Origin of the sequence: Bradyrhizobium sp. 930_D9_N1_4, assembly GCF_052076015.1 — a bacterium.
Classification (GTDB): domain Bacteria; phylum Pseudomonadota; class Alphaproteobacteria; order Rhizobiales; family Xanthobacteraceae; genus Bradyrhizobium.
Map to the genome: position 1 here is coordinate 5,782,355 of NZ_CP197236.1, position 18,332 is coordinate 5,800,686.

At 65.8% G+C, this 18,332-nt stretch carries 13 protein-coding genes; 5 read left to right on the forward strand and 8 right to left on the reverse strand.

Annotation, left to right across the window (positions count from 1 at the left end; all coding sequences use genetic code 11):
• The first annotated feature begins 122 nt into the window (after positions 1-122).
• The 4 genes from AB7532_RS27550 (at position 123) to AB7532_RS27565 (ending at position 3,762) form a co-directional block, all read left to right on the forward strand.
• Positions 123-1,082, forward strand: a complete 960-nt coding sequence (locus tag AB7532_RS27550; RefSeq protein WP_441237827.1) for a helix-turn-helix domain-containing protein — start codon at positions 123-125, stop codon at positions 1,080-1,082.
• Positions 1,083-1,178: 96 nt separating this feature from the next.
• A complete protein-coding gene (locus tag AB7532_RS27555) occupies positions 1,179-1,469 on the forward strand; it encodes a hypothetical protein (RefSeq protein WP_441237828.1) in 291 nt (96 codons plus the stop codon).
• 115 nt (positions 1,470-1,584) lie between these two features.
• A complete protein-coding gene (locus tag AB7532_RS27560; protein ID WP_441237829.1) occupies positions 1,585-2,790 on the forward strand; it encodes an NAD(P)/FAD-dependent oxidoreductase in 1,206 nt (401 codons plus the stop codon).
• 54 nt (positions 2,791-2,844) lie between these two features.
• A complete protein-coding gene (locus AB7532_RS27565; RefSeq protein ID WP_441237830.1) occupies positions 2,845-3,762 on the forward strand; it encodes an MBL fold metallo-hydrolase in 918 nt (305 codons plus the stop codon).
• A gap of 67 nt (positions 3,763-3,829) precedes the next feature.
• Here AB7532_RS27565 and AB7532_RS27570 read toward each other — a convergent pair whose 3' ends face one another.
• The 5 genes from AB7532_RS27570 to AB7532_RS27590 all read right to left on the reverse strand — a co-directional run bounded on the left by AB7532_RS27570 (position 3,830) and on the right by AB7532_RS27590 (position 12,986).
• Positions 3,830-5,203 (reverse strand): HD-GYP domain-containing protein, encoded by a 1,374-nt coding sequence (locus AB7532_RS27570; protein WP_441237831.1) that lies wholly within the window; start codon positions 5,201-5,203, stop codon positions 3,830-3,832.
• Positions 5,204-5,400: 197 nt separating this feature from the next.
• Positions 5,401-6,192 (reverse strand): hypothetical protein, encoded by a 792-nt coding sequence (locus tag AB7532_RS27575; protein WP_441237832.1) that lies wholly within the window; start codon positions 6,190-6,192, stop codon positions 5,401-5,403.
• A gap of 122 nt (positions 6,193-6,314) precedes the next feature.
• Positions 6,315-8,900, reverse strand: a complete 2,586-nt coding sequence (locus AB7532_RS27580; RefSeq protein ID WP_441237833.1) for an EAL domain-containing protein — start codon at positions 8,898-8,900, stop codon at positions 6,315-6,317.
• 171 nt (positions 8,901-9,071) lie between these two features.
• Complete coding sequence (locus AB7532_RS27585) at positions 9,072-10,373, reverse strand: MFS transporter (RefSeq protein WP_441237834.1); 1,302 nt, start codon at positions 10,371-10,373, stop codon at positions 9,072-9,074.
• Between the two features lie 183 nt (positions 10,374-10,556).
• Complete coding sequence (locus AB7532_RS27590) at positions 10,557-12,986, reverse strand: bifunctional diguanylate cyclase/phosphodiesterase (RefSeq protein WP_441237835.1); 2,430 nt, start codon at positions 12,984-12,986, stop codon at positions 10,557-10,559.
• Positions 12,987-13,272: 286 nt separating this feature from the next.
• On the opposite strand from AB7532_RS27590, the gene AB7532_RS27595 reads away from it, so the two are divergent.
• Positions 13,273-14,439, forward strand: a complete 1,167-nt coding sequence (locus tag AB7532_RS27595) for an ABC transporter substrate-binding protein (protein WP_441237836.1) — start codon at positions 13,273-13,275, stop codon at positions 14,437-14,439.
• Here AB7532_RS27595 and AB7532_RS27600 read toward each other — a convergent pair.
• From AB7532_RS27600 to AB7532_RS27610, 3 genes are read right to left on the reverse strand one after another with little or no spacing between them, the layout of a single operon-like run.
• Positions 14,436-15,413 (reverse strand): hydroxyacid dehydrogenase, encoded by a 978-nt coding sequence (locus AB7532_RS27600; protein ID WP_441237837.1) that lies wholly within the window; start codon positions 15,411-15,413, stop codon positions 14,436-14,438. The genes AB7532_RS27595 and AB7532_RS27600 overlap by 4 nt on opposite strands.
• Before the next feature lie 12 nt (positions 15,414-15,425).
• On the reverse strand, positions 15,426-17,279 hold the full coding sequence (locus tag AB7532_RS27605) for a TRAP transporter large permease (protein ID WP_441237838.1): 1,854 nt from the start codon (positions 17,277-17,279) through the stop codon (positions 15,426-15,428).
• A 7-nt stretch (positions 17,280-17,286) separates the two neighbouring features.
• On the reverse strand, positions 17,287-18,318 hold the full coding sequence (locus AB7532_RS27610) for a TRAP transporter substrate-binding protein (protein WP_441237839.1): 1,032 nt from the start codon (positions 18,316-18,318) through the stop codon (positions 17,287-17,289).
• Positions 18,319-18,332 lie beyond the last annotated feature (14 nt).

Sequence of the window (18,332 nt, forward strand, 5' to 3'; positions counted from 1 at the left end):
TGGAGCAGGATCAGGCAAAGCCGGGCCGATTCAGGCAAGACGGCCGGCCGCTGCAGCGCATAGAACGCACCCCGACCCGTACAAATACGGCTGACTGATCTGAGATCAGGGAGAGCCACGCCATGATCGGGAGCACCGCATTGATGCGCGATCCATCGCACAAGGGCTTGCCACCCGCACCCAGCGCACAGCCCGACGATCGCATGACGGCCGAGCGGCCCGCCGCGGACGCGGAGATGGCGCGGGTGCTCAAGACAAAACCGCTTCGCATGGCCTCGGATTCCGACAGCGGCGCCATCGCCTATTGGAGGCACGAGGCACTGCACGACGTGGTCGAGCCCATGGCCGATCACGTCGTCATGGCATATCCCGCAGGCTCCCAGGCGCTGGAGCGGCGGACCGGAAAGACGGCCGCGATATCGACGGCGCGTCCCGGCGTCGTGACGATCATTCCGGCCGGCTCGACGTCGCGATGGGACATTCACCGGCCCATCCATGTCGTTCAGCTCTATCTGCCGCAAAGGACGCTGCTGCGCATCGCCAACGAGGCCAACACGGCAAGCCCCGTGCAGTTGCTGGAGCGAACCGGGCATCCCGACGCCATCACGTCGCGCCTGCTGCTGAGCGCGGCCGACTCGCTCGACGGCAGCGCCACGCTGGACACGCTGTTCCGGCAGCAATTGACGGATCTTCTCGCCACGCGCCTGCTGGCCGCGCATGTCGGCGTCGCGGCCGCATCGCAGCCGACGATCGGCGGGCTGTCACCATCGATTCTGCGCCGCGCGATCGAACGTCTGCGTTCGGACAGCGATGCGGACGTTTCGCTCTCGGCGCTGGCGTCCGATGCCGGTCTGTCGCGCTTTCATTTCTGCCGGTCTTTCAAGGAGAGCACCGGGCTCTCGCCGCATGCCTGGCTGCGCCAGCACCGACTCGAGCAGGCCATGAACATGCTGCGCGACGCCGACGAATCGGTGGTCTCGATCGCAGCAGCGCTCGGCTATTCCACGCAGACCGCCTTCGCGGCGGCGTTCAAGAAACTGACGGGCGAGACGCCGAGCGATTGGCGCAAGCGCGTGCGTTAGCCGCAATCCCGCGACAACCACGGCAATCGCTCTGGGGCAACGGTCAATCCGGTTCGCTACACATCACAACGTCAGATCATGCGACGGAGGCGAACGATGAACTGGAAACTGCTTGCAATTGCGCCGCGGCGGAAAGCCATCTCGACGGCGCTTATCTATGGGCTCTCACTCACGGTGCGCTTCACCTCGCCGACGGCCGAGGAGGCCGGGCATCAGGTCGCGCAAAGCGCCAACCCGGTGACGTCGATCCTGATCGATCGGAGCTGGCCCATCAAACCAACGCTGCCGGTCGCCCTGCGCGGCTGGCCGCTGGGCCCGCGAAGCTGCCGCGCAGGATGTGACGGCCCTGCGCTGATGTCCTCGCTGCCGAACTGCATCGCGCCGTAACGGCGCTCTCCGTCCCACCTCTTCGCGTCATCATCGATCGCACCAGGCTCCGCGCCGCATCGCGCGGCGGCGATGGCGCACGCATTCCAAACCAACCCACCCAGGAGACAATGACATGAGACTGCTCATCATCGGCGCCGGCTTTGCCGGCATGTATGCCGCCCTTTCCGCCGCGCGCCTGCGCGACATCCAGGGCGCCGCGCCCGAACAGCTGGAGATCGCGCTGGTCGCACCGGAGCCGACGCTGGTGGTCCGTCCGCGGCTCTACGAGCCGAAGCCGGAAACCCTGACGGCGCCGCTGCTCGACGTGCTCAAAGCGATCGACGTCGACTACATCAGGGGCAGCGCCGAGACCGTCAACACCGAAGCGCGAACGGTGCAGATCGCGACGGCAAATGGCACGAAGAAGACCCTCTCCTACGACCGTCTCGTGGTCGCCACCGGCAGCCGCCTGTTTCGTCCCAACATTCCCGGCCTCGCCGAGCACGGCTTCAGCGTCGATTCGCTTCAGGATGCCATCGCACTCGACAAGCACCTGCATGGGCTCGCCGACCGGCCGGCCGCCAACGGGCGCGATACGGTCGTCGTCGCCGGCGGCGGTTTTACCGGCATCGAGGCGGCAACGGAATTGCCTGCGCGCCTGCGGGACATCCTCGGCAAGGATGCCCGGACGCGCGTGATCATCGTCGACCGCAACAGCGCGATCGCGCCCGACATGGGCGAAGGGCCCCGCCCCCTGATCGAGGACGCACTGCGCAAGCTAGGCGTCGAGACCAGGCTCGGGGTCGGTGTCGCCTCGCTCGACAAGGCCGGCGTGACGTTGTCGACCGGCGAGCACATCGAAACCGAAACGGTGGTCTGGGCGGCTGGCATTCGCGCGGCACCCTTGACGGCGCAGATCCCGGCCGAGCGCGACAATTTCGGCCGCCTGCTGGTGGACCGCGATCTCAGGGTATCGGGCATCGCTGGCGTGTTCGCCACCGGCGATGCCGCGCGGGCCGCATGCGACGACGAAGGCAATTACGCGCTGATGTCGTGCCAGCACGCCACGCGCATGGGCGCCTTTGCCGGCAACAATGCCGCCGCCGAACTCTTGGGCGTGCCGACCAGGCCGTATCACCAGAAGGCCTACGTCACCTGCCTCGACCTTGGTGAGGCCGGCGCGCTGTTCACGCGCGGCTGGGAGCGCACGGTCGAGATGGTCGGCGACGTCGCCAAGAAGACCAAGCAGGAGATCAACACGGTCTGGATCTACCCGCCCCGCCCCGAGCGCGCCGCCGCACTCGCGTCGGCCGATCCGGAACGTGTGACCAGCCTCTAGACGCACAACGCCAGAGCTAACCAAGCACCTTCAACACCGAAACAGGAGACCAACATGAACAAGCACAACATCTCAATCCCCGTTGCAACGAAACCCGAAGAGCTCGTCCCGTCGCGCTACGCGCTGAAGATCGGCGAGATCGACGTGCTGGTGGTCAGCGACGGCGTGCTGCCGCTCCCAACCCAGATGCTCGGACACAATGCAGACCCGGCCGCGCGGGCGAACTGGCTGCACGACATGTTCCTGCCGCAGGACGCTTTCGACTGGGCACTGAACGCGGTGATGGTCCGCAGCGGCGACAAGACCATCCTCATCGACGCCGGACTGGGCGACGATCCGGACCTTCATCTGCCGCGCGCCGGACAGTTGATCAAGCGACTGGAGGCCGCCGGCATCGACCTGTCGGCCGTGACCGATCTGGTGCTGACGCACATGCATATGGACCATATCGGCGGACTGCTCGTGGACGGTGTCAAGGAGCGGCTGCGCAAGGATTTGCGGATCCACGTCGCGGCTGCCGAGGTCAAATTCTGGGAGGCGCCCGACTTCTCCCGCGTCTCCATGCCGCCCGGCTTCCCGGACGCGCTTCGGGCCGCCGCGAAGCATTTCGTGAAGGAGTACGGCAGTCAGCTCAAGCTGTTCGATGAGCAGCACGAGATTGCGCCCGGCGTCGTGGTCCGCCGCACCGGCGGCCATACCCCCGGGCACAGCGTGGTTCGCATCGCCTCCGGCGGCGAAGCGCTGACATTCGCGGGCGACGCCGTGTTTGCCGTCGGGTTCGACGAACCCGAGTGGCACAATGGCTTCGAGCACGATCCCGAGGAAGCGGCGCGCGTTCGTATCCATCTGTTGCAACAGCTTGCCGAGAGCGGCGAGATGCTGGTGGCGACGCACCTGCCGTTCCCGTCGATCGGCCGGGTCGCGGTCCACGGCGACGCGTTCCGCTGGGTGCCGGCGTTCTGGGATTACTGACCGCTTGTTGAGCTGAAATCGGACCGGGGCGCGGACACGAGCGAGTTCGCGCCCTGGTTTCTACGCGTCAAGCCGCCAAGGTCTGGTCGACACGTCCGAGAGCCCGGCGGAGAGCCGCAAAGCAGTCCGGGTCGATCTGGGTCCCGATCATCTCCGCCATGATCGCAAGAGCTTTCGTGACCGGCATCGCCGCGCGATATGGCCGGTCCGCGGTCAGCGCGTCGAAGATATCCGCGGTCGTGATGATGCGGGTGTCGAGGCAGATCTGGTCTCCCGCGAGTCCCCTGGGATAACCCTTGCCATCCAGCCGCTCATGATGCGCGCCGGCAATCGGGGCAAGCTCGCTGAACGCGCCGATGCGCGATAGGATCGCTTCCGAATGCGCGGAATGCATGCGCATGATGTCCCATTCGGCCTCGTCCAGCTTGCCCGGCTTGTCGAGGATTGCGTTGCTGACACCGAGCTTGCCGATATCGTGCAGCAGCGCGGCACGTTTGAGCCAGCGCCGCCGCCCGGCGCTGAACTCCATCTGCTCCGCGATCATGTCAGTGAAAAGCGTGACGCGCTCGCTGTGGCCGCTGGTGTAGGGGCTCTTGGAATCGACCACCTGGGCAAAGGCGGCCGCGATGTCATCCAGATAGTCGTCGTCGATCGGCACGCTCGACTGCTGCGGCAATTGAGGGAGAGCCGCCAACCCGTCTCCAGCACCGAGCATGTCCCAGAATGCAGGTTGCGCCCCCAGGCGCTCGAGAGCGGCCACCAGCTCCGGATCGAACCAGGTGCCCGACCGATTCCGGGCTTCACGCAACGCGGCCTCGGGGCCGTTCGCGATGTAGAACACATCGACCACCTGGGCCAGGAGCGCAACGCGCGAATAGATCGGGATCGCCGTGCCGCGAAGGCCGAGGGGCTTGCCGCCGCCGTCCCAGTGTTCATCGAGATTCTTGATGCCCTCCGCGACCGGCTCGGAGAAGCGCATCTTGCGGGCGATGTCGGCGCCACGATGGCATCGCGTCTCGATCAATTCGCGGGCGATCTCGCCGCCGTTCTGGAAGATGTTGACGATGGCGCGAAACCGTTCGGCGAGGCCGGCCTTCAGTCCGGTATGGCTCAGCACGAAGCGCAGCGCCTGCGGGAGGCTGCCGTCGATCAGCTTGAAGTCCTGCTTGAAGGAGAGATCATCGGTCAGATACAGCTCGCAGATGCGCGCAGCGTTGCTGCTGCAACCGAGATCCTTCAGCAGGAGCGCGTAATAGAGTTCGACGATCTCGTCCTCGCCAAGGCCTATTTCCCTGGCGATCATGACCCCGATCCGGCTGCATCGCACGCAATGTCCGGCCGGCTGCCCCTCCGAGAGATCGAGCGCATGGCTGAGTGCAGCCAGCAGTTCAGACAGCGTGATCCGGGCGAGCTGCTCGGGGGCCTGCGGGGTGAGGTCCATTGACGGGGGCTCTGGGGGTCGCTTCGCCCGGTGAACGGGGCGGGTCACATCACCAGTGGATCAACTGACCACGAGGGGATTAACAGGAGGTTGTCGGGGCGACGGGAGTTCGGGTCTCACCCCTCAACGGAACAACCACCCTTCAGAAGTCCGAAGGGTGGTTGCACCGGGGCCAGACTTATGACGTACGGCCGCGATCAGATCCGATCGTTGATCAGGACGCCTGACAGCGACGGGTCGTTCGCATTCGCCGTGTCGTTCGATCTCGCGGCGCTGTAGGTCGAATCCGCGAGCGAGTTCTTCAGCTGCTGTAGAAATTGCTGGAGCAGATCCGCCGCAGAACTGCTGCTGGACGCGCGATCCGTCGACGACGCGCCTGCGGTCGTGGTTTCGTTTGATCCCGTCGCACCGGAGGTCGAATCCGTGAGCGAGCTGGTCAGCGACTGAAGGAACTGCTGAAGGAGATCCAGCAGCGAACTGGCGCTCGATGAGTCCGTGCCATCGGCGGAAGACGACGCGTCGGACGGCGGCGGTCCACCGGGCGGCGGGCCACCCGGAGGCGGTCCGCCCGCGCCTTGCGGTCCGCCTGCTCCAGCCGGTCCATGGGAGAGCGCCGCCTTGAAGATCCCTTGCAGCTCGGTAGCCTGATCGTCCGTCAAATTGCCGGCCGAAACCTGCTGCTGGATGAGACCGTTGATCTTCGATGCGAAAGACTCGGACGACGATGTCCCGCCGCCGGATTGATCGCTCGTGCTGCCCGATTGCAGGGCGGCGTCGATGCTGCCGAGCGCCGACGACAGCGCCGATTGATCGGACGAACTGATCGCGCCGGAGCTGACGTCCGCCTGCAGTTCGTCCTGAAGTCGTTGCAGCGGGGATGCGCGGTGGTGATGGGAGGAGAGCGACGAAATCGAGGTCATGGTGGTTTTCCGTGCTGTTGGTGGACTCGCGCCTGAGTTCGCCTGGCGGTTGGATTTGCCCGGTTGCACGGTGGTAGGAACGGGAGCTGGCGCGGAGCCTTTGGCGTGGCGCAGCTCCGGTTGCGCGATGTTTCCAATTTATCTTCAGAAACATTCAGACATGAAAATCCGACGCACCGACGCGGCGGAGACTACGCCGACCGCTTCACCGCGGCTGGACCAGCCGGCTTGATGTCGAGCCGCCCCAGCATCGCCTTCGCCTGCTCGGCGCAGTGCTCGATCAGCCAGCGCTCGAACGCGACGGGGGGAAGCGCCGGCGCGTAGAGGAAGCCCTGCACAACGTCGCAGCCGAGCTCCGCCAGCATCTTGCGCTGCCCTTCAGTCTCGACGCCTTCGGCGACGACGGTCATGCCGAGGCCCTGCCCGACATGCACCACCGCGGACGCGATCGCGAGCGCGCCCGCGTCACGCTCGATGTCGCGCATGAAGCTGCGGTCGATCTTGAGCTCGCGGATCGGCAGATGCGCGAGCCGGCTGAGGCTGGAATAGCCGGTGCCGAAATCATCCACCGACAAGCCGATGCCGAGCGCGCGGATCGCATGCATCGTCTCCAGCGCGGTGGCGCCGTCCTGCATGAAGGTGCCTTCGGTGATTTCCAGCATGAGGGCGTCCGGCGGCAGCTCGTGTTCGGCGAGGATGTCCTTCAGCCGCGCGGCCAGCGTGACGTTGCGGAAATTGATCGGCGACAGGTTCACCGACACCGAGGGAATGTTGAGCCCGGCGCGGCGCCAGCTCGCCATCTGGCGGCAGGCCTCGCGCACCGACCACACGCCGATCTGCTCGATCAGGCCGCATTCCTCGGCGAGTGGAATGAACTTTGCCGGCGAGACGTCGCCGAGCGCGGCATCGTGCCAGCGCGCCAGCGCCTCGACGCCGTGGATTGCGCCGTCGCAGCTGCGGATCTGCGGCTGGTAGCTCAGGGTCAGCGCGCCCTCGGCGATGGCACGACGCAGCGCCGCGATCAGCGTCAACCGCTGCTCGGCGAGGCCGTTCATCTCAGCGCTGAAGATGCGGTGCGTGGAGCGGCCGGCCTGTTTGGCCATGTACATCGCCGCGTCGGCCTGCTGCATCAACGTGTCGATGTCGGTGGCATGATCCGGATAGAGGCTGACGCCGACGCTCGCGGACATCTGCATCTGCCTGGACCCGAGGCGAAGCGGCGCCGACAGGGCCTCGATGATCCCTGCGGCGGCGCGCTCGGCGCTCTCGGCGTTGCGCTGCGGCAGCAGGATGACGAATTCGTCGCCGCCCAGCCGGCCCAGCATGTCCTCGGGACCGATATGCTCGCGCAGGCGCTGCGCGAGCTGGATCAGCAGTTCGTCACCGGCGGCGTGACCGAGCGTGTCGTTGACGTCCTTGAAATGATCGACATCGAGGAACGCCAGCGCGACATGGCTGCCGGTCGGGCAGGCATCGATCGCGGTGGTGATGAGATGGCGAAGCTGCGCGCGGTTCGGCAGGCCGGTGAGGATGTCGTGATAGGCGAGCCGGGCGATCTCGGCGCGCGCCTCCTTGCGCTCGATCGCGAAGGCGCCGAGGTTGACGCAGGCGTCGACGATGCGCCGGTGCCATTTGCTCGGCCCGCGCGGCTCGCGGAAATAGAAGGCGAAGGTGGCGATGACCCGGCCGTCCTTGGCCTTGATCGGCGTCGACCAGCAGGCGTGCAGGCCCACTTCGAGCGGCATCGTCTTGTAAGGCTGCCAGCGCGGATCGGTGTCGAGACCTTCGGCCAGCACCGGCTCGCCGTAGAAGGCGGCGGTGCCGCAGGAGCCGACATTGGGGCCGATCGCAATGCCGTCCAGCGCGCGGGAATAGGCTTCGGGCAGGCTGGGGCCGCCGAGTGGATGCACCAGTCCGGCAGAATCGACGTGCAGCAGCGAGCAGACCACGTCGGGCGCGATCTCCTCGACGCGGCGGCACAGCCGGTCGGCGATGTCGGAGATAGGAACCTCGTCGGCGAGCGCGCCCATAATGAGCTGCTGGAGCGAGCGCAGCTGCTTGGTCTCGGTGATGTCCTCGAGCAGCGCGAAGATGTGCCTGACGCGGCCCTTCTTGTCACGGAAGGCATCGATCCGGGCACCGACCCAGATTTCCTCGCCGTCCTTGTCGTAGGCAAGCACCTCGGTCTCGCCGCGGCGGCCGCCATGCATCAGGCGTTTGACGAACTTGGCGACGGCGGTGCGATTGGTATGGCAGCCGGCGATGAGCTCACCTGCGCGGCGCCCCTCCGCCTCGTCGCCGGTATAGCCGAACAGCGCCGTGAAGGCCGAATTGACGTAGACGATGTTCTGCTCGGTGTCGGTGATGATCACCGCCCGGTTGGTCTGGTCGGAAACGGCGTGGAGGAGTCCGATCCTGGCGCGGCGTTCGGCATCGGCCGTGACGTCGCGCGCAAACACGATGTGATGGGTCGCGCCGTCGATGGTCGCAGCGGACGCCGAGACCTGCGCCCGGATCCGGCTGCCGTCACACCGCACGAGGCTGATCTCGTCACGGAAGTTCGCGGGCTGATCGGCCTGAAGGAATTTGAGTGTGAGAATGTCGGCGTCCCGACCGAGCACATCAGTGCGCGCCAGCTTCCATATCCGCTCGGCCGCGGCGTTGAAATGCGTGATGCGGCGCGAATCGTCGACGACGACGATCCCATCGTCGGCGCATTCGAGCGCGGCACGCAGCACGTCCGGCATTTCGGTCACTGGAGCGTCGGAGGCAGACATCGTTGGACCCGGCGGCATCGGGAATAAGAAGCAATCGATCCGACGCTAACGCTCCGATGGTGTCCAAGACGTTTTTGCAACTGGGTTGCGTCCGGCCAAGACGGGACATGCTTAACATCTCGCGAAAGATGCAGCGGCAATCCGATGCGCGCGGAACTTATTCGGCGGAACTTATTCGGCGCTGGTTGCCGGCTTGAGCGTGTGCAGCCGGCCGGCCACCGCCCGCACCTTGCGTGGCGCGGCCTGCCAGACCGAGAGCGCCGACAATCCGCTCACGACAATCGCGATGGCGAAGGCGAGCGTGTAGTCGCCGGTGCGATCATGAAGGACGCCGGTGAGCCAGGGTCCGGCCGCGCCGCCGGCCAGCGCTGCCAGCATGATCGTTCCGAAAATGCTGCCCTGGTGCTTGCCCTGGAAAATCTCGAAGACCACGGCGCCCATGATCGAGGTGAGGCCGTAGCCGAGCGCGCCTTGCGTGAACACCATGAGAAAGACGAGCCAGAACGACGGCTGGAATTTCAGCGCGATCAAAGCTGCGAAGCAGATCGCAAAGCCTGCACAACTGATGGCCCACACCCATTCCCGCCCGATCCGGTCGGAGACATGGCCGAGCAGGATCTGACCGGGAATGCCGAGCAGGCTGACGATGCCGAGTGCCCACACCGCGACGTTCGCACTGAAACCGATATCGAGCAGGAATTTGGTCTGGTGCACCTGCACGGCGTACCAGATGTACAGGCCGCTGAAATAGCCGAGCGCGATCCACCAGAAACGCGCGGTCGCGACCGCCCGCTTCAACGTCCAATCGGTGTCGACCCAGACGGGATCGACGATGTTGGAGACGGGTTGCGCCGCGCCCGGGGCGTGCGCGGCGTCGCCATCCGCCTGGAGGCCGATATCCTCGGGACGCTTGTGCAGCAACAGATTGATCGGCGCCAGCACGACGAGGATGAGCAGGCCCATCGCGGTGCAGGCGGTGCGCCAGCCGGTCTGCTCGATCATGTGCTGCACCCACGGCAGCAGCGTCACCGAGCCGATGCCGACGCCGGCAAAGGCAATCCCGATGGCGAAGCCGCGTTTGCGGATGAACCAGTTCGGCAGGAACAGCGACTGGCCGGAATAGCCGAGACACACCGAGCCGGCGCCGACCATGACGCCGATGGTCACGTAGAGATGCCAGGGTTCGCTCGTCAGCGGCGCCAGCAGCAGCCCGCCTGCCATCAGCAGCACGCCGAGCTCCATCACCGCGCGTGGACCGGCGCGGTCCATCAGGCGGCCGATCAGCGGGCTCGCTACAGCGGAGGCCACGAATCCGAAGGAGAAGGCGCCCGCAGTGACGCCGCGCTCCCAGCCGAACTCCGAGATGATCGGCGGATAGAATAGCGAGAAGGCCGTGCGCGCGTTGACGCCGATGGCCATGGTGACGAAGGTCACGGCGACCACGACCCAGCCGTAGAAGAACGGAAGCCGCATGGTTTGCTTATTTCACCCCTAGATGGTGCTACCGACCATCCGGGGCCGTCGGGGTCAAGCGATTTTCGCGATTGCGCACTTTGGCGCGTAACAATCGGAAATGAAAAAACATCCGATTTCGTTGCCCCGCGGAGGGATTCTGGATTGCTTCGCTGCGCTCGCAATGACGGAGTAAGCGGCCGCTCAGGCCGCGTCGCGCTGCGATGGCTGCGCGGCTTCGTCGAATGCGATCTGGTCGACCGGCTGAGGGCGGCCGAACAGATAGCCTTGCGCGAAGTTGACGCCGAGCGCCGTCAGCCGCTCGAACTCTTCGCGCGTCTCGACGCCTTCCGCGGTGACCGACATGTCGAGGCCACGTGCCAGCGTCACGATCGAGGCGATAATCGCGGAGCTGCGCGGCTGCTGCGTGAGGTTGCGGATGAAGGATTTGTCGATCTTGATCTTGTCGAACGGAAACACGGTGAGATAGCTCAGCGACGAATAGCCGGTGCCGAAATCGTCGAGCGCAAGCTCGATGCCGATGTGCTTCAGCCGTTCCATGAAAGCCAGATTCTCGACGCCGCGTTCCAGCAGCACGGACTCCGTGATCTCGATCTCCAGCCGCTCGGGCGCCAGGCCCGAATCCGCCAGTGCCGCGCAGATGGTCTCGAACAGCTCGGCTTCCTTGAACTGGATCGGGGACAAGTTCACGGCGACGGTGAGGTCGGAGGGCCAGTTGGCTGCGTCCGCACAGGCGCGCCGCAGCACGAATTCGCCGAGCGGCACGATCAGCCCGGTCTCCTCGGCGAGCGCAATGAACTGGTCCGGCGGGATCAGGCCGCGGGCCGGATGCCGCCAGCGCACCAGCGCCTCGAATCCGCGGCGACCAACGCCGGCAACGTCCACGAAAGGCTGGTAGTGCACCTCGAGCTGGCACTGCGCGATGGCGTCGCGCAAATCCCCTTCCAGGTTACTGCGCGCCTCGAGTTCGGCCGACATCGCCTCGTCATAGACGGTGAAGCAGTTGCGGCCGGCCGATTTCGAACGATAGAGCGCAAGGTCCGCCTTCTTCAGCAATTGCTCCTGGTCGGCGCCATGGTCCGGCGCGATCGCGATGCCGATGCTGGTGCCGATCTCGACGCGATGGCCGGGCAGCAGGAACGGTTCGGCCACCAGTTTTGCGATCCGCGCCGCGAGTTCGGTCGCAGAGCTGCGCTGATCGTCGCAGGCTTCCTGGATGATGGCGAACTCGTCACCGCCAAGCCGCGCCAGCACGTCGGTTTCCCGCAACGCGGATCTCAAGCGCAACGCCACCTGACGCAGCAGCGCATCGCCGGCACCGTGGCCGAGCGAATCGTTGACGTTCTTGAAGCGGTCGAGGTCGAGCATCAGGATCGAGAACGGCAGGCCGCGCACGCTCAACTGGCTGTTCATCAGGTCGAGCCGGGTGAGGAAGAAGGCGCGGTTCGGCAAGCCGGTCAGGATGTCGGTCTGTGCGAGCTCCAGCACGCGCCGGTTCGCCAGCGACAGCCGCCGCGAATTGCGGCTTGCGAGCATGAGATAGGTCGCAAGCGACAGCGTCAGCAGCATGCCGACGACGATGACCGTAGCCGCGCGGTCGTAAGTCATCTCCAGCGCACCGCCGGCCGTCGGTATCGCGCGCACCTGCCAGACGGTATCCCCGATCTTGAGGCTGCCCGACCAGTGCAGCGCCCGCGCGACGTCCCGCATCGACTGCGGCGAGGTGGCGGCCGACGAAAAATCCGGCAGCGTCTGCTCGAGGCTGACGATCTGCCCCGTGAAGGGCGGGTAGACGTTCACGCTGACCGCGGGGCTTGCGCCCGTGGTCACGCGGATCGACTGGAGCAGCAGCGGCAGGTCGAAGACGCCGACGACGAAGCCCGCCAGATTGCGCCGCCGGTCCGCGGTCGTGTCGCGCGAAGTTCCCTTGGCATAGACGGGAATGGCGACGAGCACGTCGGGCTGCCGGCCGCCCTCCTTCGGCTCGTAGAGGCGCGTGCGAATGGCAGCGACCCGGTCGTTGTCGCGGGCCCGCTCGAGCACCGCGCGGCGCTCCGGAACGGTCGCGTAATCCATGCCGTAGACCGGCGAGGTCTTCGGCTGGGTCGAGTAGAACACCGGGAAATATTCATCGCCTTGCGGCGCGATCGCGAAGGCATCGCCCTGGAGCGACTTGATGCGATAGCCGGACACGCCGTCCGCGATCGCGGCGGCCTCGTATTCGGCGCGCTCCTTGCGGTTGACCCGCGGCAGCCAGCCGATCCGCAGCATGCCGGGATGGCGCTCGAACAGCCGGGCGCTGAAGGTCTCGAACTCGCTGCGGGTGATTTCCTCGTTGGTTGATTCGAACAGAGTGCGCAGCGCGACGAGCCTGGAGATGTACTCGCTCATGCCGTTCTGCATGACGATGACTTCGGTTTCGGCCGCGTTCTCGAACTCGATCTTGTTGACGCGGTCTTCCCACCGCGCCACCGCGGCGGCACCCGCGAGCGAGAACAGAAGACCGACGCCGGCCGCGACGAGCGCAGGGCGATAGAGTCCGAGCAGCGGCGCGGCACGCCACCATCCGGTCTTTCGTCCCCGATCCTGATCGTTCTGATCGTGACCGCCCATCTTGATCCCGCAAGTCCCCTTGTCGCGACAGCCCACTTCTGGTTGAGCCACCGTGACTGCTATCGGACAAGGATCGCGGTTAAGAACCGCACAATTTCGGACCCTGCGCGTTCCACATTGCGTGGCTTAGTTAACGATTGACGCGCAAACATGCTTCATTGTGCAGGCAATCTGCCACTTTTCCCCGGAGTCTTACGGAGCGGCGTTACATTAGGGATTAGCGAGCTGTTCAGGGCGGCCCGACTATCGTTTCCGACAGCTGTTCCCTTATTCGGCAAGCATCCTCATGACACGATTGCGATCAGCGGCCTGCGTCGCTCTGGCCGTCGCCCTTCTCGCCGCGGCCAATCTTGCGGCGAAAGCCGACGAGGTCGGCGTCAGCGACGATACGATCCTGTTCGGCCAGGCCGCCGCGCTCGAAGGCCCCTCCTCCGCACTCGGACAAAAGATGCGGCAAGGCATCGTCGCGGCATTCTCCGAGATCAACGCCAAGGGCGGCGTCTACGGCCGCAAGCTCCAGCTCGTCAGCCGCGACGACGGCTACGACCCCGATCGTTCGGTGGCGCAGACGCTGCGGCTGATCGAGGACGACAAGGTGTTCGCACTGATCGGCGCGGTGGGCACGCCGACCGCGATGGCGACGATCCCGATCACCAGCGCGCGGAACGTTCCGTTCATCGGCCCGTTCAGCGGCGCCGAATTCTTGCGCGACCTCGAGCTTCCCAACGTCGTCAACATCCGCGCCAGCTACGGCGCGGAGGCCGAGGCATGGGTCAAGCACCTCACCGAGGATCGCCACTTCACCCGCATCGGCATCTTCTACCAGGACGATTCCTTCGGCCGCGACGGGCTTGCCGGCGTCAAGCGCGCGCTCGCCAAGCGCGGCCTCGAGCTCGCCGCCGAAGGCACCTTCGAGCGCAACACCCGCGCGGTCGGCGCGGCCTGGCGCACGATCAGGCGCGCCGAGCCCGAAGCGATCGTCATGGTCGGCACCTACGGTCCCTGCGCCGAGTTCATCAAGCTCGCGCATCGCAGCGGCGTCTATCCGACCTTCGTCAACATCTCCTTCGTCGGCGCCAACGCGCTTGCCCGCGAGCTCGGCCCCGACGGCGAAGGCGTCATCGTCTCGCAGGTCGTGCCGTTTCCCTGGGATCGTTCGCAGAAGCTCGTCGCCGACTATCAGGCGGCGCAGAAGGCGTTCGACCCGACGCTGGCACCGGACTTCGTGTCGCTCGAAGGTTACCTTTCCGGCCGCCTCGCAGCCTCGGCGCTGGAAAAGGCCGGGCCGAAACCGACGCGCGCGAGCCTCCTGCGCGCCATCAACGATGTCGGCCGCTTCGACATCAGCGGCAATGTCGTCACCGTCGGCGTTCGCGCGATCGACGCGCCGCCGAAGGTGTTTTTGACGGTGATCCAGAAAGACGGGACGTTCAGGGCAGTCGACCGGCTTTAGGGCCGCCGTGTCCAGCTCTCGGCGTTGACGGCGCCTTGCGGCACCTCGCCTTTGACGATGGCCTCGACCTGCCGCACCGTCTCCAGCGACTGATACTCGATCGCCTGCGGCGTCAGGCCGCCGACATGCGGCGTGGCGACGACGTTGGGAAGCTTTGCCAGCTCGGGGCTCGGCATCTGGTCGGGCGCGCGGCCGACATCCATGGCGGCCCCGGCGATGCGGCCTTCCAGCAGCGCCTTGGCCAGCGCCGCTTCATCGACGAGATTGCCGCGCGAGAGATTGATGAAAACGGCATGCTTCTGCATGCGCGCCAGCGTCGCCTCCCCGATCAGATTCTCGGTCTGCTCGTTGGCAATCGCGAGACAGACGACATAGTCCGACGCAGCGAGCAGCTCGTCGAGACCGACATGCCGGATCGCGCTGTCGCTGACATCAGCGAAGGGATCGGCGACCAGTACCTCCATCCGCATCACCTTGGCGATCTCGGCGAGGTAACGCCCGATGCTGCCATAGCCGATGATGCCGATCTTGCTGCCGGCAAGCTGGCGGCCCATCCGCGCTTCTACCTTGCGGCCCGCCTGGTAGTCCGCGGTCGCCCGCGAGACGCCGCGGGAGAGATCGACCATGTAGCCGATCGCGAGCTCCGCCACCGCCTGCACGAAGCCCGGACCGGCGCGGGTCACGAGCACGCCGGCTTTCGAGGCTGCGTCGACATCGACGTTGCGGATGTCGACGGCGCAGCGGACGAAGGCGCGCAGGCGCGGCAGCTGCGCAAAAATCTCCCCGCGCCCTTCCGTCATGCGATCGGCAACGATGATGTCGGCGTCTTGCGCGGCGCGCACGAGGCTAGCCGCGTCCAGTGTATCATCGCGCTCATGCAGGATCACTTCGGCGGTCGCGCGCAGGCCGTTGAGGCTGCGCTCGCCATAGTAGTTGCGGCGCATCTCCGGCGTATGGGCGAGCAGGACTTTCACGACGCATCTCCTTCAGTAGCCGAATGCCCGCGGCAGCGCCGTCGAGAGCCATGGCACGAAGGCGATCACGAGCAGGCAGAGGAACAACAGGCCGAGATAGCCCATGATCGGCTTCACGGTCTGCTCGATCGGCACATTGCCGATCAGACAGGCGCCATAGAGCCCGAGCCCGAGCGGCGGGGCGAACAGGCCTATCCCCATGGCGATGACGAGCACGACGCCGAAATGCAGGGGATCGATTCCGAGTTGCACAGCCACCGGCAGCAGCAGCGGCCCGAAGATGATCAGCGCGGCCGCGCCTTCCAGCACCGAGCCCATCACGATCAGCACGGCGATCGCAAGCAGGATGAACATCCAGGTGCCCGACGTCTTGGACAATCCGAGCATGAAATCGGCGACCGCATGCGGCACCTGCTGCAAGGTCAGCGTGAACGCCAGCGATTGGGCCGCGGCGACGATGAACAGCACGAGCCCCGCGCGCGTCGCTCCCTGCACAAAACTGTGCGCGGCCGATTTGAAGGTGAGCTCGCGGAACACCACGCTGCCGACGATGAGCGCATAGGCGACGGCGAAGGCCGAGATTTCGGTCGCCGTCGCAAAGCCGCTCTTGAAGCCGAAGAAGATCATGAAGATCAGGCCGAACGAGGCGATCGCGCCGCTCCATAAACCTGACACCGGCATCTGCGGCGCAACGTCCTCGTCATCCGCCGGCCGCTTGCCGAAGATGATCGACACCGCGATCAGGGCCAGCGCCATCAGCGCCGCCGGCAGCAGGCCCGCGACGAACAGTCCGCCGATCGACAGGTTCGCGACAAAACCCAAAATGATCAGGTTGATGCAGGGCGGAATGGTTTCCGCCATCACCGCGGATGCGGCGAGCAACGCCACCGCGCCGCCCGGATTCTGCTTCGAGCGGCGCGCCGCCGGAATCAGCACGGAGCCGACCGCGGCGACATCGGCCATCTTGGAGCCCGAGATGCCGGAGAACAGCACCATCGAGGCGACCATCACGACATTGAGGCCGCCGCGCATGCGGCCGACCCCGCGCTGCAACAGCTCGATCAGACGCACCGACATGCCGTTGGCTTCCATGAGGTAGCCGACGAGGATGAAGAAGGGGATCGCGAGCAGCACGAAATTGTCAATGCCGCGCGCCATCTGCTGGGCGAAGATGACGCCGGGCAGCGCGCCCTCGACCCAAATGAAGATCAGCGCGGCGAGCGCCAGCGCGAAACCGATCGGCAAGCCGCCGAACAGGGTGGCGAAGAAGCCGATCAGCATCAGCGTGCCCGCGGACGGCACCGTGGACGGCGCCAGATAATCCCAGGCGAGATAGAGGACGCTGACGATGACGACCGCGACGAGGCCCCGGACGATGTCAGGGAACGGTCGCGCGCAGAGCTGGTCGATCGCGAACACCGCCATGAACAGTGCGCCGACGCCCATCGGGTAGAAGGTCAGCTCCAGCGGCAGGCCGGAGCCGGTGGTCTGGCCCGCCGTGATCGACCCCAGCTTGATCGCGTTGTAGGCGACATAGCCGGAGATCAGCACCACGAGCAGCGCACTGGCCGCATCGATCAGCGCACGCAACCGCACCGGAGCCATATCGCGGAAGAAGGACACGCCGACATTCTCGCCGCGCGCCAGCGCACTCGCCGCACCGAAGAAGGCCGAGCCGACCATCAGACCGCGCGCGACGTCGTCGGACCACTCGACCGGTGCATTGAAGAAGAAGCGCAGCAGCACGGACGCGCAGACGACAACGAGATCGGCAGCCAGAAGAATGGCCGCGATCCCGTCGCTGACGCGAAGCAGCAGGGTGATGCTCCCGTGGCGCTCGCCCGAGAGAGACACGGCGCCGGTCATCGCAATCTCAGGCCTGCGTGGCGCGGATGATGTCGATGACGGCCTTGGAGTCCGGCCGCGCCTTGATGAAGTTCTCGTGCTGCGGCGCGACGCGCTTCTTGAACGCTTCGCGGTCGCATTCCGCCACGGTCACGCCCTTCTCGGTCAGGGCCGCCAACGCCTCCTTCTCGACCGCGAGGCCATGGGCGCGGGTGTCGACGGCGGCCTTCTTCGCGGCGTCGAGAAAGCCCTCGCGCAGCTTCGGGTCCATGCGGTTGTAGGTCATGTCGCTGAAGTAGATCGCGAGCGGCGAGAAATTGTGCTGCGTCAGCGCGTAGAATTTCGCGGTCTCGAAGAACTTGCTGGCCAGGATCGTCGGCGGATCGTGCTCGAGGCCGTCGAGCACGCCGGCCTGCAACGCCGTATAGATCTCGCCGAACGCCAGCGGCGTCGCGGCGGCGCCCATCAGCCGCAGGCATTCGGTGATGACGGGATTGGGCAGCGTGCGGATCTTGAGGCCGGCGAGATCCTCCGGCGTCTTCACCGGCTTCTTCGCCAGCACGCTCCGCGAGCCGAAATTATAGGCCCAGGCGATGATGCGGATGTTGCCGCCCTTGAGCAGCGCGTCCTCGATCGGCTTGGCGGCGCCGGACTCGAACGCCTTGGTCTGCTGCGGGAAGCTCGAGAACAGGAAGCCGAGGTCGAAGGTGCCGACCAGCGGCACCAGATTGGCCGAGATCGACGAGCCCGACACCATGAGATCGATGACGCCGAGCTTCACCGAATTGATGACGTCGATTTCCTGGCCGAGCTGGTTGTCGGGGAAGAAGGCGACCTCGACCTGCTCGCCGAGCCCGTTACCCTTCAGATTCTTGACGAGGTTGTCGTAATAGACGCGGCCGTTGGCGAATTTGGGATCGTTCGGCAGCGAGGAGGAGCATTTTAGCTTCAGCGTCGCGGCTTGCGCGCGGCCGATGATGGCGGGAGAGAGCACGAGACCGGCGGTGACCGCCGTCGATGACTTGATGAACGTGCGGCGGTTGACGGGCACGATGGTCATGATGCGGTCTCTCC